Consider the following 21373-nt stretch of genomic DNA (forward strand, 5'->3'; position numbering starts at 1 on the left):
ATTAAAATTTAAGGAGTAGGTTATGAAAAAAAATAAAATTTCGGTACAGAATATGATTATTTGTGCTTTATTTGTAACACTTATTATTATAGGAACATTTATAAAAATACCAATTCCAGTTTTACCCTTTACCCTGCAATTTTTATTTGCTATGCTAGCAGGACTTTTACTTGGAGGGAAACTAGGAGCAGTCAGTGTTTTGGTCTATATTATATTGGGATTAATTGGTTTCCCTGTTTTTACAGAAGGAGGTGGGGCTGCATATGTGTTAAAACCAAGCTTTGGTTATATCATAGGATTTTGTATTGGAAGCTTTGTTACAGGTACTATTGCAAATAAAGTATTAGTTCCATCCTACAAAAGATTATTTGCTGCAAGTTTTATTGGACTTATAATAGTTTATTTATGTGGGATGAGCTATTATTATATTATTTGTAATTACGTTATTAACACCCCCATTGCATTGTGGCCCTTAATTTTATATTGTTTTATTCTAGCAGTACCAGGAGATATTACTCTTTGCATATTAGGTGTTATTTTAGCAAAGCGGTTACTTCCAATTCTAAATAAAATACGGGGGGGATTTGCAAATGACAATAATACAAACTATTAAAAACGATATTTTAGTAGGTAAATTAATTAAAAAAAATCAGGCTCTTAATTTGATTACTGCGCCTTTAAAAGAACTATGTATAACTGCAAATGAGATTAGAGAGTTTTTTTGTGGTGATAATTTTGACATTTGTACCATAATAAACGGAAAAAGCGGAAGGTGTTCTGAAAATTGCAAATACTGTGCTCAATCAGTCTTATATAAAACTAAAGTTGACCAATATCCATTGCTTGATACAAATGAGCTTGTTGAACAAGCAAAATATAATGAGGAACGTGGAGTATTACGTTATTCTATTGTAACCTCTGGAAAAAGACTCCAAGATAATGAAGTTGATAAAGTTTGTGAAAGTATAAAAGCAATAAAGGAACAGACAAATACTTCAGTATGCGTTTCCTTTGGATTATTAAATGAGAAGCAGTTTAAAAAATTAAAATCCGTTGGAGTAGATAGGATACATAATAACTTAGAGACATCTCGAAATTATTTCCCAAAGATATGTACCACTCATACATATGATGATAAAATATTAGCAATTAATGCTGCTCAAAGGTCAGGGCTTAGTGTATGTAGTGGTGGAATCGTGGGACTTGGTGAGAATATGGAGGATAGAATAGATATGGCATTAACACTTCGAGATCTTGGAATTAATTCTATACCAATTAATATGTTAAATCCCATCCTAGGTACGCCTTATGAAAGCAATAAACTTCTAACTAATGAGGAAATGTGCAGGATAGTTGCAATTTTCCGTTTTATTTTACCAAAAGCTTTTATTCGTTTGGCTGGAGGGAGAGGGCTTTTACCAGATAAAGGAATGAAATGCTTTCTTTCAGGTGCAAATGCTGCTATTTCAGGAGATATGCTTACTACGTCAGGTATTTCTATCGAAGATGATATGAAAATGATTGATGACCTTAGATATAAGGTGGTTTTAAGAAATGAGTAGAGGGATATTCGTTACAGCAACAGGAACAGATATAGGCAAAACTTATGTAACAGCTTTGATTGTAAAAAAATTACGTGAGGCAGGGTATAATGCTGGTTATTATAAATCTGTACTCAGTGGTGCTGAGATGACAAAAAATGGACTTTATATAGGAGATGCTTACCATGTGAAAACCATAGCAAATCTTAATTGTGACTGCGTTGATATGGTTTCTTATGTTTACAAAACTTCAGTTTCTCCACATTTAGCTGCAAAGTTAGAAGGTAATCCTGTCATATTAAAAAAAATAGTGACTGATTATAAAAAGCAATGTTCAAGGTATGATTATATTACTGTGGAAGGAAGTGGTGGAATTATTTGTCCTATTCGATATGATAGTGAACACCAAATTTTCTTAGAGGATATTATTAAAGAGCTAAAACTTTCCGTACTTATAGTAGCAGAGGCTGGTCTTGGTACCATTAACTCCACAGTGCTTACTGTGAGGTACTTAGAAAATAACAATATTCAAATAAAAGGTATTATTCTTAATCGTTATCATGGAGATATTATGGAGTATGATAATATTAAGATGATTGAAGAGATAACTCATATACCAGTCATTGCACTTATAAGAGATGGAGATTCTAATATAGATATTGATGTTCATATGCTTGCAGGATTATACGGAAAGGATGGTAACTAAAATGAACTTGGTAGAAAAAGATTTAAAATATATATGGCATCCTTGCTCTCAAATGAAAGATTATGAGGAACTACCTCCTATAATAATAGATCATGCAAAGGGGGTGTATCTTTACGATAAAAATGGCAAAGAGTATATTGATATCGTTAGTTCTTGGTGGTGTAATCTCTTAGGACATTGTAATCCTAAAATTAATGAAGCAATAAAAGTACAGCTTGATAAATTAGAACATGTTATCTTTGCTAATTTTTCTCATGAACCTGCTATTACACTTTGTGAGGAATTAAGTAAAATACTTCCTCAAGGATTAACCAAGTTCAACTTTTCTGATAATGGTTCTGCATCAGTTGAATGTGCGTTAAAAATGAGTTTTCAATATCAATATCAAGTAGGTAACACTAAAAAGACGAGGTTTATGTGTTTTACAGAGGGGTATCATGGTGAAACCATAGGAGCATTATCTGTTGGCAGTATGGATTTATATGGGAAGCTTTATAAGCCAATGTTGATGGATACCATTCATATTGAAGCACCTGATTGTTATAGATGCTCATATGGAAAAAACAGAGATTGCTGTAATGTGGAATGTTTTGAACATGCAGAAAAAACATTTGAAAAACATGCCGATGAAACTTGTGCAATAATAGTTGAACCTCTTTTACAGGGCAGTGCAGGTATGAGAATTTATCCTGCAATGTATTTGAAAAAGCTTAGAGATTTATGTGATAAATATAATGTTTTACTTATTGCTGATGAAATTGCCACAGGTTTTGGAAGGACAGGAAAGATGTTTGCCTTTGATCATGTAGATGTAAGTCCAGACATTATGTGTGTTTTAAAGGGACTTACAGGTGGATATATGCCAATGGCAATTACTATTACCACTGATGAAATTTATAATGCATTTTATGACGATTATAATGAAGGGAAAGCATTTATGCATTCTCACACTTATAGTGGAAATCCTTTAGGATGTTCTGCGGCACTTGCAGTTTTAAATATATTTCGTGAAGATGCTGTTTTGGATAAAGCTGAAAAACCAGCACAATATCTGACCAAAAAATTAAATGAAGAATTAATTGACCATAAAAATGTTGGTGAAATAAGAAATATAGGTTTAATCAATGCAATTGAGTTGGTGAGAAATAAAAAAGAAAAATTAGGCTTTGATTCTAAACTTCGAATAGGGTATCAGATTTATAAAAAGGCTTTGGAAAAAGGACTTGTACTAAGACCACTTGGAGATGTACTATATTTTAATCCTCCGCTTATTATAAACGAAGCAGAAATTCATAAGGCAGTGGAGATTTGTACACAAGCCATTTATAGCGTTATTGGGCAAAGAATTTTAAAACATTAATTAAAATAAGTGAGAATAAAGTAAGTAATAATTGAATGTTTATTTAATTTAGGATTTATACATATAATATTAACAAATTAATATTGGAATTTTCGTAAATCCTTAGTAAATCAATTCTTTTTAGGTTTTCTGTTATATAAATAATCTTTCTTTTGATATAATTCTAAATAATGATAGATGCCGGAATATGTTTGTTGATTAGATTTTAGATATTTAGTATAATTAATATAGTGAGGTACCGCATTATCAGCAATTAAAGATAAGAAGTTATTTTAGATTATATATTAATCTCTAGTAAACTAATAAATATAAAGGGTGTTTTATTAATGAATAAAAAATTAATAAATAAAAAAAACTTCCTAATCTTTTTTATGTTAATTTTAATCTGTGTAATTTTTTATATTCGTAAAAACAAACAAGATAAAGTTCCTTTTATTGGGATAGGATATAACTTAGAATATAAAAGTAAAATCTTTCCCAATATGACAGACTTGGAAATTGATGAAATAATTAATAAAATAACAATTGCTGCAAGTGAAAGGGCGAAAGAAGGCAAGAAATTTAAAATTACTGAAGAAGAGTTAGAAAAACTAGGTATTACTGGATTAGATCCTTATTATTTAGATATGATTAAAATTTCCACAGAATAATCAAATGATAAAAAGGGGTGTTGACTAGCAAATCAAAGAAAATAGAACAAAAATAGAAGATGCTATTTCCAGTTGATTTTCTAATATTGTTTTATAATAAGTGTTTGAAATATATAATGTTATAGAGACTTTTGTCTAATAAGGTTTACTTATTTAGCAAAAGTTTCTTTATGTATAATGTAATAATACAATGAAGAGTTAAAAATGAATATGGCATAAATTCTCAATCTTTATTAAATAAACCTTTTTCAGTATGGTACTCTTCATCCCGAACAGTTTTCTTTCAAATTGTGGAGAAAATATATCTCTCAGATTCTTTTATTATCCCAAAAAGAATTAGTGAATCAGTATCTAGATAAGCAGGGTGAATTATTGTTACGACAAGAAATCAAAAAGTATCTTTACAGATCAAGAGGTATGGTTTGTTATGAAGAACAAATTATCATTGGTTATGGATTACAATATTCGTTAAATGTTTTGTGTACTCTTCTGCGTAAAGAAAATAACACTATTGTAATGGAAGAACTATGCTTCCATTCTGGAATGATAGAAGTAATTGCCCGCAAAATATTATATTTGCAGGATACAGTGTACTTAGTGAAAAACAGATGCGAGAAGGTATTGCATTGTTACAAGGTGCATGGTTCATTAATTTATCATAATAAAAATGAAATGTTAGAATTTCGAAGAATTACGAGGTGATACAAAACTTGGTATTGGTTTATTGGAGGTTTGAGGGAATATTTATTCAAAGCAGTAGATTTTGCTTTTAGGATTGACTATTACATATAGAAACTATAAAATAAATAGTAGGAGTTACAATAGTTTGAGTAATTATTTTGATTTAAAACAAATATCTTATATGAGAGGGACGAATATGAATATAGCATTTTTTCTAACACCTAAAAGTGAAATTGTATATGAAACTATAGATGCAACAATGAGACAAGCTCTAGAGAAAATGGAGCATCATAGATATACTGCCATACCACTAATAGATAAAAGGGGTAAATATGTTGGTGCCATTACAGAAGGAGATTTACTTTGGAAACTTAAGAATACCAGTGATCTTACAATTGAAGGTACAGAGAATATACCAATAAAGGATGTCCATAGACATACTCAAAGTAACACAGTATCAATAAGTGCAAATATGGAAGATTTAATCTTACTTGCAAAAAATCAGAACTTTGTTCCAGTAGTAGATGATCAGGGCATATTTATAGGAATTATAAAGAGAAGTGACATTATCAATTATTGTGCAGATTTATTATTCAAAGATAAACAAAAGTTAGATTAGAGAGATTAAAAATAGACTTCAGATATATATATCTGAAGTCTATTTTTAATCTATGACTTTACATTACTTTATTTACAAATCTAGGAAATAGACATATGGACAAGATAATGTTATAATCTAATAGATATTATGTAAACTAAAGGAGAGATCTTATGGGTATAAATAAAAAGATGAAGATTATTTTATCTATAGCTATTTCCATTGTTATATTATTTACTGGATTGGTTTACATGAAGAATAAAAACAAAGTAGAGGAAATTCCCTATACTTTATTTTTAATTCATGTACAAAAGAATTTAGTAGAAGAAGTAGAACTATCAAATAATGGGAAGATAAAAATTAAACTTAAAAATGGTGATACTGTAATTACTGATAATCCAAGGACGGAGAAATTTAAAGAAGAATTATTGTTATATGATGTGAAGGTAGTAGAAAAAAATGGAAATTTAAACCAAGCATTGCCTATGTTTTTATTGGTTTCTGCTATGGGGTTTATGATATTTTACTTAAATAGAAATGTATCTAAGCAGGCGGAAAAAGAAATGTCTAATATGTCAAATTTAGATACAGAAACCTCTTCTAAAAAAATTACTTTTAATGATGTAGCAGGTAATGAGGAGGCTAAAGAATCTTTACTGGATATGGTGGATTTTATAAAAAATCCAGAAATATATAATAAATTTGGTGCAAGATTGCCTAGAGGGGTACTTTTATATGGTGCTCCAGGTACAGGGAAGACACTTTTAGCAAAGGCAATGGCTGGCGAAGCAGATGTTCCATTTTATGCTGTATCAGGTTCGGATTTTGTACAAGTATATGCAGGACTTGGAGCTAGTCGTATAAGGGAATTATTTAAAAAAGCTAAAGAGGCAGGAAAATCCGTTATATTTATTGATGAGATTGATTCACTGGGAAAAAAAAGAAAATCTGGCAATAATCCATCAGGTAGTGAAGAGGGAGATAGAACATTAAATGCACTTTTGACTGAAATGTCTGGGTTTAAGGATAATGAGGGAATTATTGTAGTAGCTGCTACAAATAGAATAGATATATTAGATGAGGCACTATTAAGACCTGGAAGATTTGATAGGCAAGTGGAGGTTTCTCTTCCAGATGTAAATGGAAGATATGAAATACTTAAACTGCACAGTAAAAATAAGCCTATTTCAGAAAATGTAGATTTAAAAAAGATTGCATTAGAAACTATTTATTTCAGCGGTGCAAAACTTGAAAATTTGATGAATGAATCTGCTATTATTGCAGTAAAAGAGAAATCAAAAGAGATTTCCATGGATCATATAAATAAAGCATATTACTCAGTATTAGTAGGAGATGAGAAGAAGGATAGGTCTGCGATAGACCATAGAGATAAAGAAATAACTGCTTATCATGAGGCTGGACATGCCTTAGTGACTAAATTAATAGCAAAAAACAACAGAGTGACAAAGGTAAGTATAATACCTAGTACAAAAGGAATGGGAGGATTTAGCTTAAATATTCCTCCAGATAAAATGTATCAAACGAAAAAAGACATATTATCAAATATAATGATTGCTCTTGGTGGAAGGGCAGCTGAAGAAATAATATATGGTAAGGACGAAATAACAACAGGTGCTTCTTCGGATTTGGAAAAAGCTACAGATATGGCTTTATCCATGATTGGTATATTTGGTATGGATGATATAGTAGGCTTGTTAAACTATAATGTTTTATCTAATAGAAATACTGATGATAGTACTTTATTAAATAGAGCTAAGGAAATATTAAATGAACTCTATTTAGAAACAATTAATTTATTAAAAAGTCATATAACTGATTTAAATATTGTAGCAGAAAAGCTTATAGAAAAAGAAGTACTATATGAGGAAGAGCTTAACAGCATATTATGTTAGGTATAAGAAATAATAAAATCATCAGTTTACTTGAAAAAACATATAAAGAGATGTATAATAAATATAGAAAAACTTTCTGCGGTGTGCGTTGTCTCTGATAATTCAACCGACATAACAGACATGGGAGTCTGCGTTTAGTATTGTATAACAAGCCTTTTCGAGAGGAAGTTAGAAAGTGCTAACAGGAAACCCCCCTTTTAATAAGGCGGGCATGAATTAGCTGAGTTGACGGCATTGTGGGGAAAAACCCTCTTAAAGCTAGCTTTAAGAGGGTTTTTTATATAATATTTATAGGGTATTTTTTTCTTTCTTTAAATATATGAATATATTTAAAGCCTAATTCTTTTAACATTTTTTCTACAGCTCTATATTTATATCCTATGTTATCAGGAGTATGAGAATCGGAACCTATAGTTAGTATCTCTCCTCCTAACTCTTTATAAAGTTTTAATATTTGAATTTTAGGATGAAAATAACCCAATCCATATCTCATTCCAGCAGTATTTATCTCAATACCTTTACCATTTTCAATAAGAAGTTTCAAAATACATTCTACAAGATTATAATAATCATCATATCTGGGAATAGAAGAATAGTCTTCAAAATATCTGTCTATATAATCAAGATGGCTCAAGATATCAAAATTGTTAAAATGTTTTACACAATAATACATATCCTTATAATATTCTTCTAAAGCATCTATTGGCTTAATTCCTTTAGTAAAGCTATCAGCATGTATATCTAACTTATTTACTGCATGAATTGACATTAATACAAAATCAAAATCATTATCATTTATAAAATTATTATACCTTTCAATTAAATGAGGTTGAATTCCAATTTCTACTCCTGCTAATATTTCAATATCCTTTATATATTTATATTTTACTTGTCTAATGTTTTTAAAATAATCAGAAGTTCTAAAAACGAAATCAATCTTTTGTGATGTAGAGTCAAAATCAACATGATCAGTAAAACATATGGATTTCATGTTTTTATTAATTGCAGCTAATACCATATCTTCCATAGATGTTTTTGAATCAATAGAATATTGACTATGAATATGAAAATCATACATTTATTTAACACTCCTAAAAAGTTATTGTTTAAAATATTCTACTAGAAATTTACTAATTAGTAAAGGAATATGAATAAAATATTAAATGTTAAAAAGAATAAAATTTACAAGACTGAGGGACAATTAATTATATAAATATTATAAATTTGATTAGGAGGGGTTTTATTGGAATTAAATACAAAAGAAATTGTAAAAAAGATGATATTAGATTCACAGGAGATGGTAAGAGATTACGAAGTACATTCAAAAAAAGTAAATGACAGTGAAATAGCGGATATTTTTAAGAAATTTGCAGAAGAATGTGGCTATCAAGCTTCGGAATTACAAAAAATATTAAAAGACAAGTTCTAAGTTCAATTAAAAATTGTGACATATGTTTAAGATATATTGATTATAAAATAGGTTTTGGGGTAAAAATTTAATATTAGAATTACAAAATATAAGGGGGAATTTAATATGATAAATAAATTTATTGAAGAAAAAAAGAAAAGAATTGAAAAAGAAAAGAAGAAGGAAACAGCAAAGAATGTTGCGGTGGGTACAGCTATTGGTACTGCCATAGGAGCAGCAGCAGGAATACTACTTGCTCCAAAGTCTGGAAAAGAAACTAGAGAAGATATATCAAAAAAATCAAAAGATGTAGCTGAAAACATTAAAAATACAGTAAATGACCAAATTGAAGCAACAAAGGATTTTCAGGAAAAGGTTAAGGCTGAAATAAAGAATGTATATGATGGAATAAAAGAAAAGAAAGATGAAATAGTTGATGAAATTGAAATAGAAATTGAAGAGTTAAAAGACGGATTAGAGGATAACAAAGAGTGCGAGGATACAGATAAAAATGAAAAAGAATCTTATTAGGAGGTGTAGTGATGACGGCTACACTTACAGTTCAAGATTTATTTAAATTGATACTTTTTTTACTTGGAATTGGTGGATTAACATACTTAATTTTAGTTTTAAGAAATATAAGCAAACTAATAACTCAAGTAAGCCTTATTATAGAAGGAAATAAAAAAGATATAGATGTTACGCTTAAACAATTGCCAATAATAAGTGAGAATATTTCTTCAATTACTAAAAGTACAGATATAGCATTAAAAGATTTAACACCAGAAATAAATAATTTAGTCAGTAATATAAATGATATATCAGGGAAAGTAGGATCTATCACTGACTCTGTCGATAGTACAACCCATAAGGTATCTGAAACATTTGATGTTATTTCCGATAGTATATCTGAGACGGCATTTGCATTTCAATATAATGTAAAGAATATAGATAATTATATTAGATTAATTGTTGAGATAATAGAAACCATTAGAAATGCTATCAAGAAAAAGTAAGAACCCAAATATTAGGGTTCTTACTTTTCTTATAAGCCTTGGGTATTAGATTTAGGATTAAAATAGTTTTAAAATCATTGAATTACTGATATAATAGGGTATAATTAATCGGCTCAAAGTTAAGAGTTTATAATAATATAATTACTATATTTAATGAGAGGTTGATATTTGTGAAAAAAGTAAAAGTAATTTATAATCCATCTTCTGGAAGACAATCTACAGAAAGAAGAGTAGATCGCTTGTGTAAACTCTTATTAGATGACGGATATTTAGTAAATAAATTTATTACAAGACAAAAAAATGATGCCATGAATGAAACTATAAAGACATGTAATGAAGATTGGGATATTATAATCGTTAGTGGTGGTGATGGAACAGTTAATGAAGTAGCAAAAGGTATTGTAAAAAGTGAGAGAAAGGTGCCAGTGGCTATTTTATCTTCAGGAACTGTAAATGATTTTGCCAATTATATGAAAATCCCTAAAAATATTACGGGTTTTTATAATATGATTCAAAGAGGAAACTTTATAGATGTGGACTTAGGTAAAGTCAATGATGAGTATTTTGTAAATGTAGCAGCAGGTGGAATTTTATCAAATGTAGGATATCAAGTTTTACCAGAAACCAAAATGGTATTAGGAAGAATGGCTTACTATATAGAAGGATTAAAAGAAATAACTCTTCAAAATTTTGAGCCTATAGAATTGAACATAGAGAGTGAAGAATATTTTTTAGATGAGGAAGTGTTATTATTTATAATATCCAATAGCTCATCTATTGGAGGATTTAAAAAATTAGCACCAAAGGCAGATGTTGAAGATGGATTATTGGATATAGTAATTATAAAAAAGTCAGGTGTACAAGATTTAGCTAATATATTTATCAATATATTTAGTGGGGATCATATTAATCATCAAAATGTTTTATATTTTAAATCAAAGCATGTAAGATTATCTACTAAACAAAATGTGCCTATTGATATAGATGGTGAATATGGAGGAAAGCTTCCTGCTAGTTTTGAGGTTGTACCAAAGGCATTTAGGATTATAGTATAATATAGTTTTTAGCAATTTATGTAAAATAAAGAGGAGGATTTTGATGGATGAAAATGTAAGCTGTGAAAATGTAGCTAATATAGAAAAACATCTAAGAAAAGTAGATTATATTATAAGGAGAAAAGGTAGAGAGATATTATCTGACTTTAATATTACTGTGCCACAATTTTCAGCTTTACAAATTCTAATAAATTATGGAGATATGACTATTGGGGAATTGAGTCAAAAGATGGCTTTAGCATGTAGTACCATTACAGATCTCATAGATAGGATGGAGAAGTCAGATTTAGTAATCAGAAAAAAGGATGAAAAAGATAAGAGAGTTGTAAGAGTGGAAGTCCTTCCTAAGGGCTATGATATTTTGGAAAAAGTACTTAATAAGCGTATTGATTTTCTAAGGGGTAAATTAAGTGATTTTAGTGATGAGGATAAAGATAAATTGAATCTAGGCTTGAAGGCTCTTTATGAGGCCATGAAAGATGAAACATAAGATCAGATATAAAAAAAGGTGATCTTATGAGGATTATTGACAATAGACATTAAGGCAGAAGAAATTCTGGAATATGAAGATTTAACAAGATATTTCGTATCTACTGAGGGATTACTAATAATAATGGGAGTTGGTATTTAAAAGTAGATAGTTACTCAGATTTATATTTTCAATCTAATTTTGATGATACATAAAGAATTATGAGTTTGAAGAAGCTTTCAAATATATGTAGAAAAAATATCAACAGCTAAATATATTTCAGCTATAATATAAATAAAAATAGTTACTATTTTATAGTATAATATGTTATAATTAATAAAAGCTTTAGAAAATTTTCCATCATTTAAAAGTAGGGGAGATTATGTCTAAAAAACTATTTATTTTAAGAAAATACATTAAATTTAAAAACCACAGATATTTCTGTGGTTTTTTAAATACACTTTAATTAGGTAGTGAAATATATTAATGAAATTGAATGGAGGGTTGTATTATGGAAAAAGTATTTATTGACGGCAATAGTTTAGCTTTAGAAGAGTTTATAAGAGTAACTAGATTAGGTGCAGAAGTAGAGCTATGTGAGGAAGCAGTAACTAGGGTAGAAAGGGCTCGTACATTAGTGGATAAGTTTGTAGATGAAAACAAGGTTGTTTATGGTATAACTACAGGATTTGGTAAATTTAGTGATGTAGTTATTACTGGTGAAGAAACTAAGATATTACAAAGAAACCTTATAATAAGCCATGCTTGTGGAGTAGGTAATCCTCTAGAGGAAGATATAGTTAGAGGGATTATGTTACTTAGAGCAAATGCATTATCTAAAGGTTTTTCAGGAATAAGATTATCTACATTAAATACCTTAGTTGAAATGTTAAATAAAGGAGTTCATCCGATTATTCCAGAAAAAGGTTCTTTAGGTGCAAGTGGTGACTTAGCACCATTAGCTCATATGGTATTGGTTATGATAGGAGAAGGAGAAGCTATATATCAGGGTAAAAGAATGTCTGGTAAAGAAGCAATGGAAAAAGCAAATATATCAACCATTGAATTAACTTCTAAAGAAGGGCTGGCGTTAATCAATGGAACTCAAGTAATGACTTCCATAGGAGCCTTGACCATATATGATGCTATAATGCTTAGCAAAACAGCTGATATTGCGGCATCCTTAACTATTGAAGCATTAAATGGAATTACAGATGCTTTTGATTCTAGAGTTCATAAGGTAAGAGCACATGAGGGTCAAATTAATACAGGCAAAAACCTATTGGCTTTACTTAAAGAGAGTTCAATGACTACTCGACAAGGAGAGATTAGAGTACAAGATGCTTATTCATTAAGATGCATACCTCAAATACATGGAGGAAGTAAAGATTGTTTTAAATATGTAAAAGAAAAAATTGAAATTGAAATGAATTCAGCAACAGATAATCCTTTAATCTTTGTTGAAGAGGAAGAAGTTATTTCAGGTGGAAATTTCCATGGGCAGCCAATGGCTTTAAGCTTTGATTTTTTAGGAATAGGATTATCTGAATTAGCTAATTTATCTGAAAGAAGGCTTGAAAGGCTAGTAAATCCTTCCTTAAGTAATGGATTACCTGCATTCTTAGTTAATAAAGGAGGGCTTAACTCAGGGTTTATGATAGTGCAGTATTCTGCAGCATCCTTAGTATCAGAAAACAAAGTATTGGCACATCCAGCTAGTGTAGATTCCATACCATCATCTGCTAACCAAGAAGACCATGTATCTATGGGAACAATTGCTGCAAGAAAAGCTAGAGAGATAATGGAAAATGTGAGAAAGGTCATTGCTATGGAAATATTAGCTGCTTGTCAAGCAATTGATTTAAGAGGTAATAAAGGATTGGGAAAAGGAAGCAATATAGCTTATAATATAATAAGAGATAATATCGAATTTATTGAAGATGACAGAGTGATGTATCTAGATATTAATAAATGTGAGGACATAATTAAATCTGAGAAAATAGTAAATGAAATCGAAGAAGAAGTAGGAATATTACTATAAGGAGGAGATTTTATGATTAAGAATTTGAAAATTTCTGAAGCAATGACTATTAAGTTGGGAAATGAATTGCCACCAGTACCTAAGTTTGAAGAAGGAATTAGAAGAGCTCCAAAGCGAGAATTAAATTTGACCCAAAGAGAAATAGAAATTGCACTTAAAAATGCCCTAAGATATATACCAGAAGAACTGCATGAGAAATTGGCACCAGAATTTTTAGATGAGTTATTTATTCATGGGAGAATTTATGGATATAGATATAGACCAGAAGGTAATATTAAGGGCAAACCAATAGATGAATATCAAAGCAAATGCATAGAAGGAAAAGCTTTCCAAGTAATGATTGATAACAACCTTGACTTTGATGTGGCATTATATCCATATGAATTAGTTACCTATGGAGAAACAGGCCAAGTTTGTCAGAACTGGATGCAATATAGATTAATTAAGAAGTATTTAGAGGAATTAACCGATGAACAAACGCTTGTAGTTGCATCAGGTCATCCCGTTGGATTATTTAAATCATCTCTTACAAGTCCTAGAGTAATTATTACAAATGCACTTATGATAGGTGCCTTTGATGACCAGGAACATTGGATAAAAGCACAAGCTATGGGAGTTGCAAATTATGGACAAATGACAGCAGGAGGCTGGATGTATATAGGACCTCAAGGAATTGTTCATGGAACATATAACTCTATATTAAATGCAGGAAGAATGAAACTAGGAGTAAAAGAAGATGGTGATTTAAGAGGACACCTATTTGTAAGTTCTGGATTAGGTGGTATGAGTGGTGCACAAGGTAAAGCAACTAAAATAGCAAATGGTGTAGGGATTATAGCAGAAGTAGATTATTCAAGAATAAAGACTAGATTAGATCAAGGATGGATAGACAGCTCCTTTGATGATTTAAAACAACTATTTGAATATGCTCATGAAGCTATGGACAAAAAAGAATCAGTAGCTATTGCATACCATGGTAATATTGTAGATTTATTAGAATATGCAGTAAATAATAATATTAAAATTGAATTATTATCAGATCAGACTTCATGTCATGCACCTTATGATGGAGGCTATTGTCCACAAGGATTAAGTTTTGAAGAAAGAACAGAAATGCTGGAAAAAGATAAGTCAAAATTTATTGAGCTAGTAAATAAATCTTTAATACATCATTTTGAGCTAATTAAGAAATTAGTAGAAAGAGGAACATATTTCTTTGATTATGGAAATAGTTTTATGAAGGCTGTTTATGATGCAGGAGCAAAGGAAATTTCTAAAAATGGAATAGATGAATCAGAAGGATTTATATTCCCATCTTATGTAGAAGATATTATGGGACCTATGTTATTTGATTATGGATATGGGCCATTTAGATGGGTTTGCTTAAGCGGAAAACATGAAGATTTAATCAAGACTGATAAGGCAGCTATGGAGTGCATAGATCCTACGAGACGCGGTCAAGATAGGGATAATTATATATGGATAAGAGATGCTGAGGCTAATGGACTTGTTGTAGGTACTCAAGCTAGAATTTTATATCAAGATGCATTAGGCAGAACTGAAATAGCATTAAAATTTAATGAAATGGTAAGGAATAAAGAGGTAGGACCTATAATGTTAGGTAGAGACCATCATGATACAGGTGGTACAGATTCACCATTTAGAGAAACTGCTAATATTAAGGACGGGAGTAATATTATGGCAGATATGGCTACACAATGTTTCGCAGGCAACGCTGCTAGAGGAATGAGCCTTATTGCACTTCATAATGGTGGAGGAGTAGGTATAGGAAAATCAATTAACGGTGGGTTCGGAATGGTATTAGATGGTTCTGAAAGAGTAGATAATATATTAAAAACTTCAATGCCATGGGACGTAATGGGTGGAGTAGCAAGAAGGGCTTGGGCTAGAAATGAAAACTCAATATCCACTTGTATTGAATATAATAATAAATTTAAAGATACAGATCATATTACAATTCCATATGTGGCCGATGAAAAATTAGTTAGACAATTAGTCGAAGATAAATTAAAAAAATAATTATAGGAGGATGAAAATGGCTAGAATTATTCAATGTGTACCTAATTTCAGTGAAGGAAGAGATAAAGGAATTATTGAGAAAATAGTTGAAGAGATTAGAATAGTTGAAGATGTAAAGCTATTAGATTATTCTATGGACAAGGATCATAATCGTACAGTAGTTACTTTTATTGGTGAACCAGAAAAAGTAATACAAGCAGCTTTTAATGCATGTAAGGTAGCATCTGAGTTAATAGATATGAGAGACCACACAGGAGAACATCCTAGAATGGGTGCTACTGATGTTATACCACTTATTCCAATATCAGATGTTACAATGGAAGAATGCATTGAACTGTCAAAGACATTAGGGAAGAGAATAGGAGAAGAGATTAATATTTCAGTATATTTATATGAAAAATCTGCACAAACGCCAAGTCGCGAAAATCTAGCTGATGTAAGGCGTGGACAATACGAGGGAATGGCCGACAAATTAAAAGATGCAGATTGGGCTCCAGATTTTGGGCCAATGGAGTTAAATGAGAAATCAGGAGTTACAGCAGTAGGAGCAAGAATGCCTTTAGTAGCCTTTAATGTGAATTTGGGAACAAATGATATTAATGTAGCTAAAAATATTGCGAAGTCCATAAGAGCAAGCAGCGGAGGATTCAAATATTGTAAGGCACTTGGCATAGAAATTAAGGAAAGAGGCATAGTTCAAGTTACAATGAATATGGTAGACTATACTAAAACACCACTGTTTAGAGTATTTGATACAATAGAAAGAGAAGCTAAAAGATATGGAGTAAACGTTATAGGCAGTGAAATAATAGGATTATTGCCTATGGCAGCCATGATCGATGTAGCAGACTACTATTTAAGAGTAGAGAACTTTGACCATAGTCAAATCTTAGAAAAAAGAATGATGGAATAAGGTGATATAAAATGAAAGCTACATTGGTGATTAAAAATATAGACAATTTAATAACCTTAAAGGGAGCCAATAAACCTAGAATTAAGGACTCTTTAAAGGATATAGGTATAATAAAAAATGGTATACTAGCCTTGAATGGGGAAAAAATAATTTATGTGGGTGAGGGAGAATTACCATCAAATATTATTATAGATGAAAATACGGTGTTTTTAGATGGTAATGGTAAGACAGTAACCCCTGGCTTAGTTGACTCACATACTCACTTGGTACATGGAGGCTCTCGAGAAAATGAATTAGCGATGAAATTAAAAGGAGTACCATATTTAGAAATACTGGCATCAGGTGGAGGCATTCATTCTACCGTTAAATCAACTAGAGAATCAACATTTGAACAATTATATAATAAAGCCAAGAAAAGTTTAGATACTATGCTTGGATTTGGAGTAACAACAATTGAAGCTAAGAGCGGATATGGAATAGATGACTTTGACACTGAGTTAAAACAATTGGAAGTTGCTAATAAACTAAATACAGATCATTCAGTTGATATCGTTTCAACTTTTATGGCAGCTCATGCTATACCTAAAGAATATAAAAATAATCCAGATGATTTTGTAGACATTATTATTAATGATATGCTTCCTAAAGTAGCTGAAAGAAAACTAGCGAAGTTCTGTGATGTATTTTGTGAAGAAGGCGTATTTACCATAGAACAATCTAGACAAATATTGCTTGCTGCTAAGGAATATGGTATGGAGCCTAAACTTCATGCAGATGAAATTGAGCCATTAGGTGGGGCTGAATTAGCAGCAGAAATAGGATGCATTACAGCAGATCACTTAATAGCAGCCAGTGATACTGGAATTGAAGAAATGGCAAAAAAAGGTGTTATAGCGAACCTACTTCCTGGTACTAGTTTTAATTTGCAAACTGGAAAGTTTGCTAGGGCTAGAGAGATGATAGAAAGAGGTGTGCCAGTGGCTTTATCTACAGATTATAATCCTGGAAGTTGTCCAACGGAAAACTTACAGCTTGTAATGAGTTTCGCATCATTAATTATGAAATTAACTCCTGAAGAAGTAATAACGGCTGTAACTATTAATGGAGCTGCAGCATTAGGACTAGAAAGTGAAATCGGTAGTCTTGAAATAGGAAAGCAAGGAGATATAGTAATTTTTGATGCTCCAAATTTGGAATACATTCTATATCATTTTGGAGTAAATCATGTAGATACAGTAGTAAAAAAAGGTAAAACTGTATATAGGGACAATAAGATTAATATTTAAATTAATTTAGACTTTTAGATTATAATTATAATCTAAAAGTCTTTTTACTTAAATTCAATTCTAAAATCATTACTGAAATACTATGAAAAATATAGACTCTTTGGATAAAAAAGTATATGATAGATAATAGTGGAGGTATGATTTAAGTAGATTAAATTAAAACAAAAGGAGGTATAATCAGTGGCTGAAAATCAATATGTGGTTTTTAAATTGGGTAAAGGTGAATTTGGTATTGATATAATGAATGTAAAGGAAATCAGTTCTTATGAAGAATCTATTTCTTTACCTAATACACCATCATTTATCGAAGGTGTTATAAATTATAGGGGGAATGTCATACCCATTATTAATTTAAAGAAGAGATTAGCATTGGGAGAATTTGAGGTGACAAAAGACACTAGAATTATAGTTATTAATTTAGATGAAAAAGAAATTGGATTTATAGTGGATGAAGCTTCTCAAACCCTTAGAGTGAATGATGAGCAGATAGACCCTGCACCTTCATTTATCAGTGGAGTGGATAAGAAATATATAACAGGTGTGGGAAAGTTAGATGAAAAAAGACTTTTAATTTTGATAGATCTTAAAAAGATTTTATCAGCAGATGAGATAGAAGAAATACAAAAATTAGAGGTTTAGTGCATTATGGAATCAAAGCAAATGAGCATTAAAAGATTGAATGAAATATTGGAAGCTACTATTGATTCTATAAATGGTACTAAAGATGAGATATTTGAAATAGTAAATCATTCAAGATTAGAATGCAAGAGATTAGAAGATGAGCTTAAGTCCCTTCAAACTAAGATTAAAGAAGTATTTGCACAAGTGGAAAGATTAGAAGGACTTGATAAAAAAAGTCGTGTAAATTTATCTCATAAAAGCAAGAATTTTCAGCTGTTTAATGAAAGCGATATTAAGGATGCTTATGATTTGGCTAATGGAATTAGAATTGAACTTTTGCTGAAAAGAGAAGAAGAAAAAAATCTAATAGAGAGAAGAAAAGAAATTGAAATTAGATTGAAAAATTCTTATGAAGTATATAAAAAAGCGGAAAATATTAATAAACAAATTACTGTTGCAGTGGAATACCTAATGGGAAATGCGGGAAATATTGCAGTAACTGTAGATGAATTAAGTAAAAAACATTATATGAATATTAAGATTATAGAAGCACAAGAAGAGGAAAGAAGTAGGTTAGCCAGAGATATTCATGATGGACCAGCCCAATCCTTAGCAAATGTTATAGTAAAGGCTGAGTTATGTGAGAAATTATTAGATATAGATAAAGATAGAGCTAAAAATGAAATTCATAGCTTAAAAGAAGTAATTAGATGGACTTTAAAGGATGTTAGAAAGATAATATATGATTTAAGACCCATGTCTTTAGATGATCTTGGACTTATTCCCACATTAGAAAGATATATATCTATATTTGAAGAAGATACTGCAATAAAAGTAGTTCTTAAGACATGTGGAAAATTTAATGACTTGGAGTCAGTTATACAAATAGCCATTTTTAGAATTATTCAAGAATCTTTAAGCAATATTAGAAAGCATGCAAAAGCAAAGTCCGCTGTCATTATAATTGAAAAATCTCTTTCTAAAGTTAATTTGTCTATTAAAGATGATGGAATAGGATTTAATATGGAAAATTATAAAGAAGGATCTAATTTAATGTCAAGTGGATTTGGATTAATGAATATAAAAGAGAGGGTAGAATTGCTAAATGGAAGCCTCCACATAATATCTTCTTTAAATTTAGGGACTAAAATAAGTTTATTCATACCTTTAAATGGGGAGGACTAGATTAATGAAGGAAAAAATTATCAGTGTTATAATTGCAGATGATCATGCATTAATAAGAGAAGGAATAAAACAAATATTAGAATTAGAAAAGGATATAACTGTTATCGGACAAGCTGGTAATGGTGAGGAAGCTTTTATCATGGCTATGGAATTAAATCCAGATATAATATTATTAGATATAAATATGCCTAAGCTAAATGGGATCGAAGCTTTGAAGAAATTTAAAGATATGGGCATAAAATCAAAAATTATTATTTTAACTATACATGAGGATAAGGAATATATTTTAAAGACATTAAAATTAGGTGCAAATGGATATATGTTAAAAGATTCAAGTGCAGATAGTTTAATTAGGGGAATTCATAGCGTTGCAAAGGGTGAAAATTATATCCAATCAAGCGTTGCTGAACTGGTAAGTAAATCAACAAATTATGATGAATATTTTAATACTAGTATTGATAAAATCAATTCACTTACAAAAAGAGAGTATGAAATACTTATTTTAATAGCTGAAGGCTTAAATAATAAAGATATTGCTGATAGTCTATACATAAGTGAAAAAACTGTAAAAAATCATGTATCCAATATCTTTAAAAAACTTGATTTAAATGATAGAGTTCAGGCTGCAATATTTGCATATAAAAATAATATAAAAAAATTATAAAGACCAGATGAATTATTTCTTCTGGTCTTTTACAAATTCTAATATATAGTTTTTAAAAGCTTCGCTAAGGGGGGATAACTGTCTATTTTTATGGAAGGCAAAATAGAACTTTCTAATAAAATCTAAATCTTCAACGTAGAAAACTTTATATTTTTTAAGTGTTAAATCATCTTGTACAGCCTTTTCTGATAAAAAGCTAATACCTATACCAAGAGAAACTAACTCTTTAATTGCTTCTGTGTCTTCAACATAAGCGGCTATATTTAGCTTGTTTATGGGAAACTTAGCTCTTTCCAATATGCTCTCAACTAAGGATCTAGTGCCAGAACCCTCTTCCCTAAATATGATTTTTTCTCTGAATAATATATCTTTGCTAATAAAAGAAAAATTTTCACCAGGAAAATCAGGGGAATTAGGAGTGACTAATACTAATCTGTCCTCCATTAAGTCAATATATCTAAGATTATTTGAAGGAAACTTAGCACCTAGAATACCAAAGTCTGTTTCACCGTCTAAAATTCCTCTTATAACTTTTTTAGAGTCTTTATCTCCTACAGTAAAGGATACATCAGGATAATTATTTAAGAAATTTTTAATTATAGTAGGAAGTAAGTACTTTCTAGGAACAGAACTTGAATAGATATGTAAGTGTCCCTGTATCTTACCTTGATAGGAAGCCAAATCAAACTTTGCCATTTCACAAGAATTTAATATATTTATAGCGTACTTATATAATAGATTACCTGCATCCGTCAATGTGATTTTCTTTCCAAATCTATTTATTAATAGGGTACCAAGTTCTTTTTCTAAGTTTTGAATATGATTAGTCACAGTAGGTTGAGTAATAAAAAGTTTCTCAGCTGCCTTGGAAAAACTTTTTAATTTTGCGACTTCAACAAATGTTTCTAATTGCCTAAAATCCATTCCATCACCTCATTTGAATTATTACTCCAACTCTATTGTAACAAATAATATATATAAATCTACAACTATTCTAACAAAGATATAAAAAAAATTACAATATAAAATATCTATAAAACAAACTTCTATTATTAATTTAATTAATATACATTACTAAATTAAAGAGAAAATAATTATTGACAAAAAGATAAAAACCGTGTATAGTTATAAATTGTCAGTGTTCAAACTTTAAAGTTATTTAATGGAAAATTAAAGACTTAAAAAAGTTCAAAAAAACAGTTGACAACTCTTGGAAAAGAGAGTAT

The 21373-nt window shown here is 30.1% G+C and carries 22 protein-coding genes and 1 other RNA gene; 21 read left to right on the forward strand and 2 right to left on the reverse strand.

From position 1 onward, the window contains the following. Nucleotides 1-22 precede the first annotated feature (22 nt). The 9 genes from RT714_RS13795 (at nucleotide 23) to ssrS (ending at nucleotide 7696) form a co-directional block, all read left to right on the forward strand. Nucleotides 23-613, forward strand: a complete 591-nt coding sequence (locus RT714_RS13795) for a biotin transporter BioY (RefSeq protein WP_313758398.1) — start codon at nucleotides 23-25, stop codon at nucleotides 611-613. Further along, the gene (gene bioB / locus RT714_RS13800; RefSeq protein WP_313758400.1) at nucleotides 591-1562 is read left to right on the forward strand and encodes a biotin synthase BioB; all 972 of its coding nucleotides are present in this window, start codon (nucleotides 591-593) and stop codon (nucleotides 1560-1562) included. Before RT714_RS13795 ends, bioB begins: the two co-directional genes overlap by 23 nt. Further along, entirely contained in the window at nucleotides 1555-2247 is a 693-nt protein-coding gene (bioD, locus tag RT714_RS13805) for a dethiobiotin synthase (protein ID WP_313758402.1), read from the forward strand. Before bioB ends, bioD begins: the two co-directional genes overlap by 8 nt. 1 nt (nucleotide 2248) lies before the next feature. After that, nucleotides 2249-3607 carry an adenosylmethionine--8-amino-7-oxononanoate transaminase gene (bioA, locus tag RT714_RS13810; protein ID WP_313758404.1) on the forward strand — a complete coding sequence of 453 codons (1359 nt, stop codon included), beginning with the start codon at nucleotides 2249-2251 and terminating at the stop codon, nucleotides 3605-3607. A gap of 326 nt (nucleotides 3608-3933) precedes the next feature. Then, complete coding sequence (locus RT714_RS13815; protein WP_312668081.1) at nucleotides 3934-4257, forward strand: hypothetical protein; 324 nt, start codon at nucleotides 3934-3936, stop codon at nucleotides 4255-4257. A 527-nt stretch (nucleotides 4258-4784) separates the two neighbouring features. Continuing rightward, entirely contained in the window at nucleotides 4785-4919 is a 135-nt protein-coding gene (locus tag RT714_RS13820) for a hypothetical protein (RefSeq protein ID WP_313758405.1), read from the forward strand. 215 nt (nucleotides 4920-5134) lie between these two features. Continuing rightward, entirely contained in the window at nucleotides 5135-5557 is a 423-nt protein-coding gene (locus tag RT714_RS13825; protein ID WP_313758406.1) for a CBS domain-containing protein, read from the forward strand. 152 nt (nucleotides 5558-5709) lie between these two features. Next, complete coding sequence (locus tag RT714_RS13830; RefSeq protein ID WP_313758407.1) at nucleotides 5710-7449, forward strand: ATP-dependent metallopeptidase FtsH/Yme1/Tma family protein; 1740 nt, start codon at nucleotides 5710-5712, stop codon at nucleotides 7447-7449. A 70-nt stretch (nucleotides 7450-7519) separates the two neighbouring features. Next, a non-coding RNA gene (gene ssrS, locus RT714_RS13835) (6S RNA) lies at nucleotides 7520-7696 on the forward strand. A 30-nt stretch (nucleotides 7697-7726) separates the two neighbouring features. On the opposite strand, the gene RT714_RS13840 is transcribed toward ssrS, so the two are convergent. Then, a complete protein-coding gene (locus tag RT714_RS13840; RefSeq protein ID WP_313758409.1) occupies nucleotides 7727-8527 on the reverse strand; it encodes a histidinol-phosphatase HisJ family protein in 801 nt (266 codons plus the stop codon). Nucleotides 8528-8692: 165 nt separating this feature from the next. Here RT714_RS13840 and RT714_RS13845 point away from each other — a divergent pair, with 165 nt between their 5' ends. The 12 genes from RT714_RS13845 to RT714_RS13900 all read left to right on the forward strand — a co-directional run bounded on the left by RT714_RS13845 (nucleotide 8693) and on the right by RT714_RS13900 (nucleotide 20147). Continuing rightward, nucleotides 8693-8878 (forward strand): hypothetical protein, encoded by a 186-nt coding sequence (locus RT714_RS13845; protein WP_313758410.1) that lies wholly within the window; start codon nucleotides 8693-8695, stop codon nucleotides 8876-8878. Between the two features lie 105 nt (nucleotides 8879-8983). Beyond that, nucleotides 8984-9388: a YtxH domain-containing protein gene (locus RT714_RS13850; RefSeq protein ID WP_313758412.1), complete on the forward strand. Its 405-nt coding sequence runs from the start codon at nucleotides 8984-8986 to the stop codon at nucleotides 9386-9388. Nucleotides 9389-9399: 11 nt separating this feature from the next. Continuing rightward, nucleotides 9400-9873 carry a hypothetical protein gene (locus RT714_RS13855; protein WP_313758413.1) on the forward strand — a complete coding sequence of 158 codons (474 nt, stop codon included), beginning with the start codon at nucleotides 9400-9402 and terminating at the stop codon, nucleotides 9871-9873. A gap of 170 nt (nucleotides 9874-10043) precedes the next feature. After that, nucleotides 10044-10928: a YegS/Rv2252/BmrU family lipid kinase gene (locus RT714_RS13860; protein ID WP_313758415.1), complete on the forward strand. Its 885-nt coding sequence runs from the start codon at nucleotides 10044-10046 to the stop codon at nucleotides 10926-10928. A 43-nt stretch (nucleotides 10929-10971) separates the two neighbouring features. Beyond that, complete coding sequence (locus RT714_RS13865) at nucleotides 10972-11418, forward strand: MarR family transcriptional regulator (protein ID WP_313758416.1); 447 nt, start codon at nucleotides 10972-10974, stop codon at nucleotides 11416-11418. A 490-nt stretch (nucleotides 11419-11908) separates the two neighbouring features. Continuing rightward, nucleotides 11909-13438, forward strand: a complete 1530-nt coding sequence (hutH, locus tag RT714_RS13870; protein WP_313758418.1) for a histidine ammonia-lyase — start codon at nucleotides 11909-11911, stop codon at nucleotides 13436-13438. A 12-nt stretch (nucleotides 13439-13450) separates the two neighbouring features. Further along, nucleotides 13451-15478: a urocanate hydratase gene (locus RT714_RS13875; RefSeq protein ID WP_313758419.1), complete on the forward strand. Its 2028-nt coding sequence runs from the start codon at nucleotides 13451-13453 to the stop codon at nucleotides 15476-15478. Between the two features lie 16 nt (nucleotides 15479-15494). Further along, nucleotides 15495-16391, forward strand: a complete 897-nt coding sequence (gene ftcD, locus RT714_RS13880) for a glutamate formimidoyltransferase (protein WP_313758420.1) — start codon at nucleotides 15495-15497, stop codon at nucleotides 16389-16391. Nucleotides 16392-16402: 11 nt separating this feature from the next. Continuing rightward, the gene (gene hutI, locus RT714_RS13885; RefSeq protein WP_313758421.1) at nucleotides 16403-17677 is read left to right on the forward strand and encodes an imidazolonepropionase; all 1275 of its coding nucleotides are present in this window, start codon (nucleotides 16403-16405) and stop codon (nucleotides 17675-17677) included. Between the two features lie 180 nt (nucleotides 17678-17857). Continuing rightward, entirely contained in the window at nucleotides 17858-18316 is a 459-nt protein-coding gene (locus RT714_RS13890; protein WP_313758422.1) for a chemotaxis protein CheW, read from the forward strand. A gap of 6 nt (nucleotides 18317-18322) precedes the next feature. After that, nucleotides 18323-19483, forward strand: coding sequence for a sensor histidine kinase (locus tag RT714_RS13895; protein WP_313758423.1), 1161 nt, complete (start codon nucleotides 18323-18325; stop codon nucleotides 19481-19483). Nucleotides 19484-19487: 4 nt separating this feature from the next. Then, complete coding sequence (locus tag RT714_RS13900) at nucleotides 19488-20147, forward strand: response regulator transcription factor (RefSeq protein ID WP_313758424.1); 660 nt, start codon at nucleotides 19488-19490, stop codon at nucleotides 20145-20147. Between the two features lie 12 nt (nucleotides 20148-20159). On the opposite strand, the gene RT714_RS13905 is transcribed toward RT714_RS13900, so the two are convergent. Further along, a complete protein-coding gene (locus RT714_RS13905; protein ID WP_313758425.1) occupies nucleotides 20160-21071 on the reverse strand; it encodes a selenium metabolism-associated LysR family transcriptional regulator in 912 nt (303 codons plus the stop codon). Nucleotides 21072-21373 lie beyond the last annotated feature (302 nt).

The organism is Tissierella sp., assembly GCF_032104385.1.
Lineage (GTDB): Bacteria > Bacillota > Clostridia > Tissierellales > Tissierellaceae > Tissierella.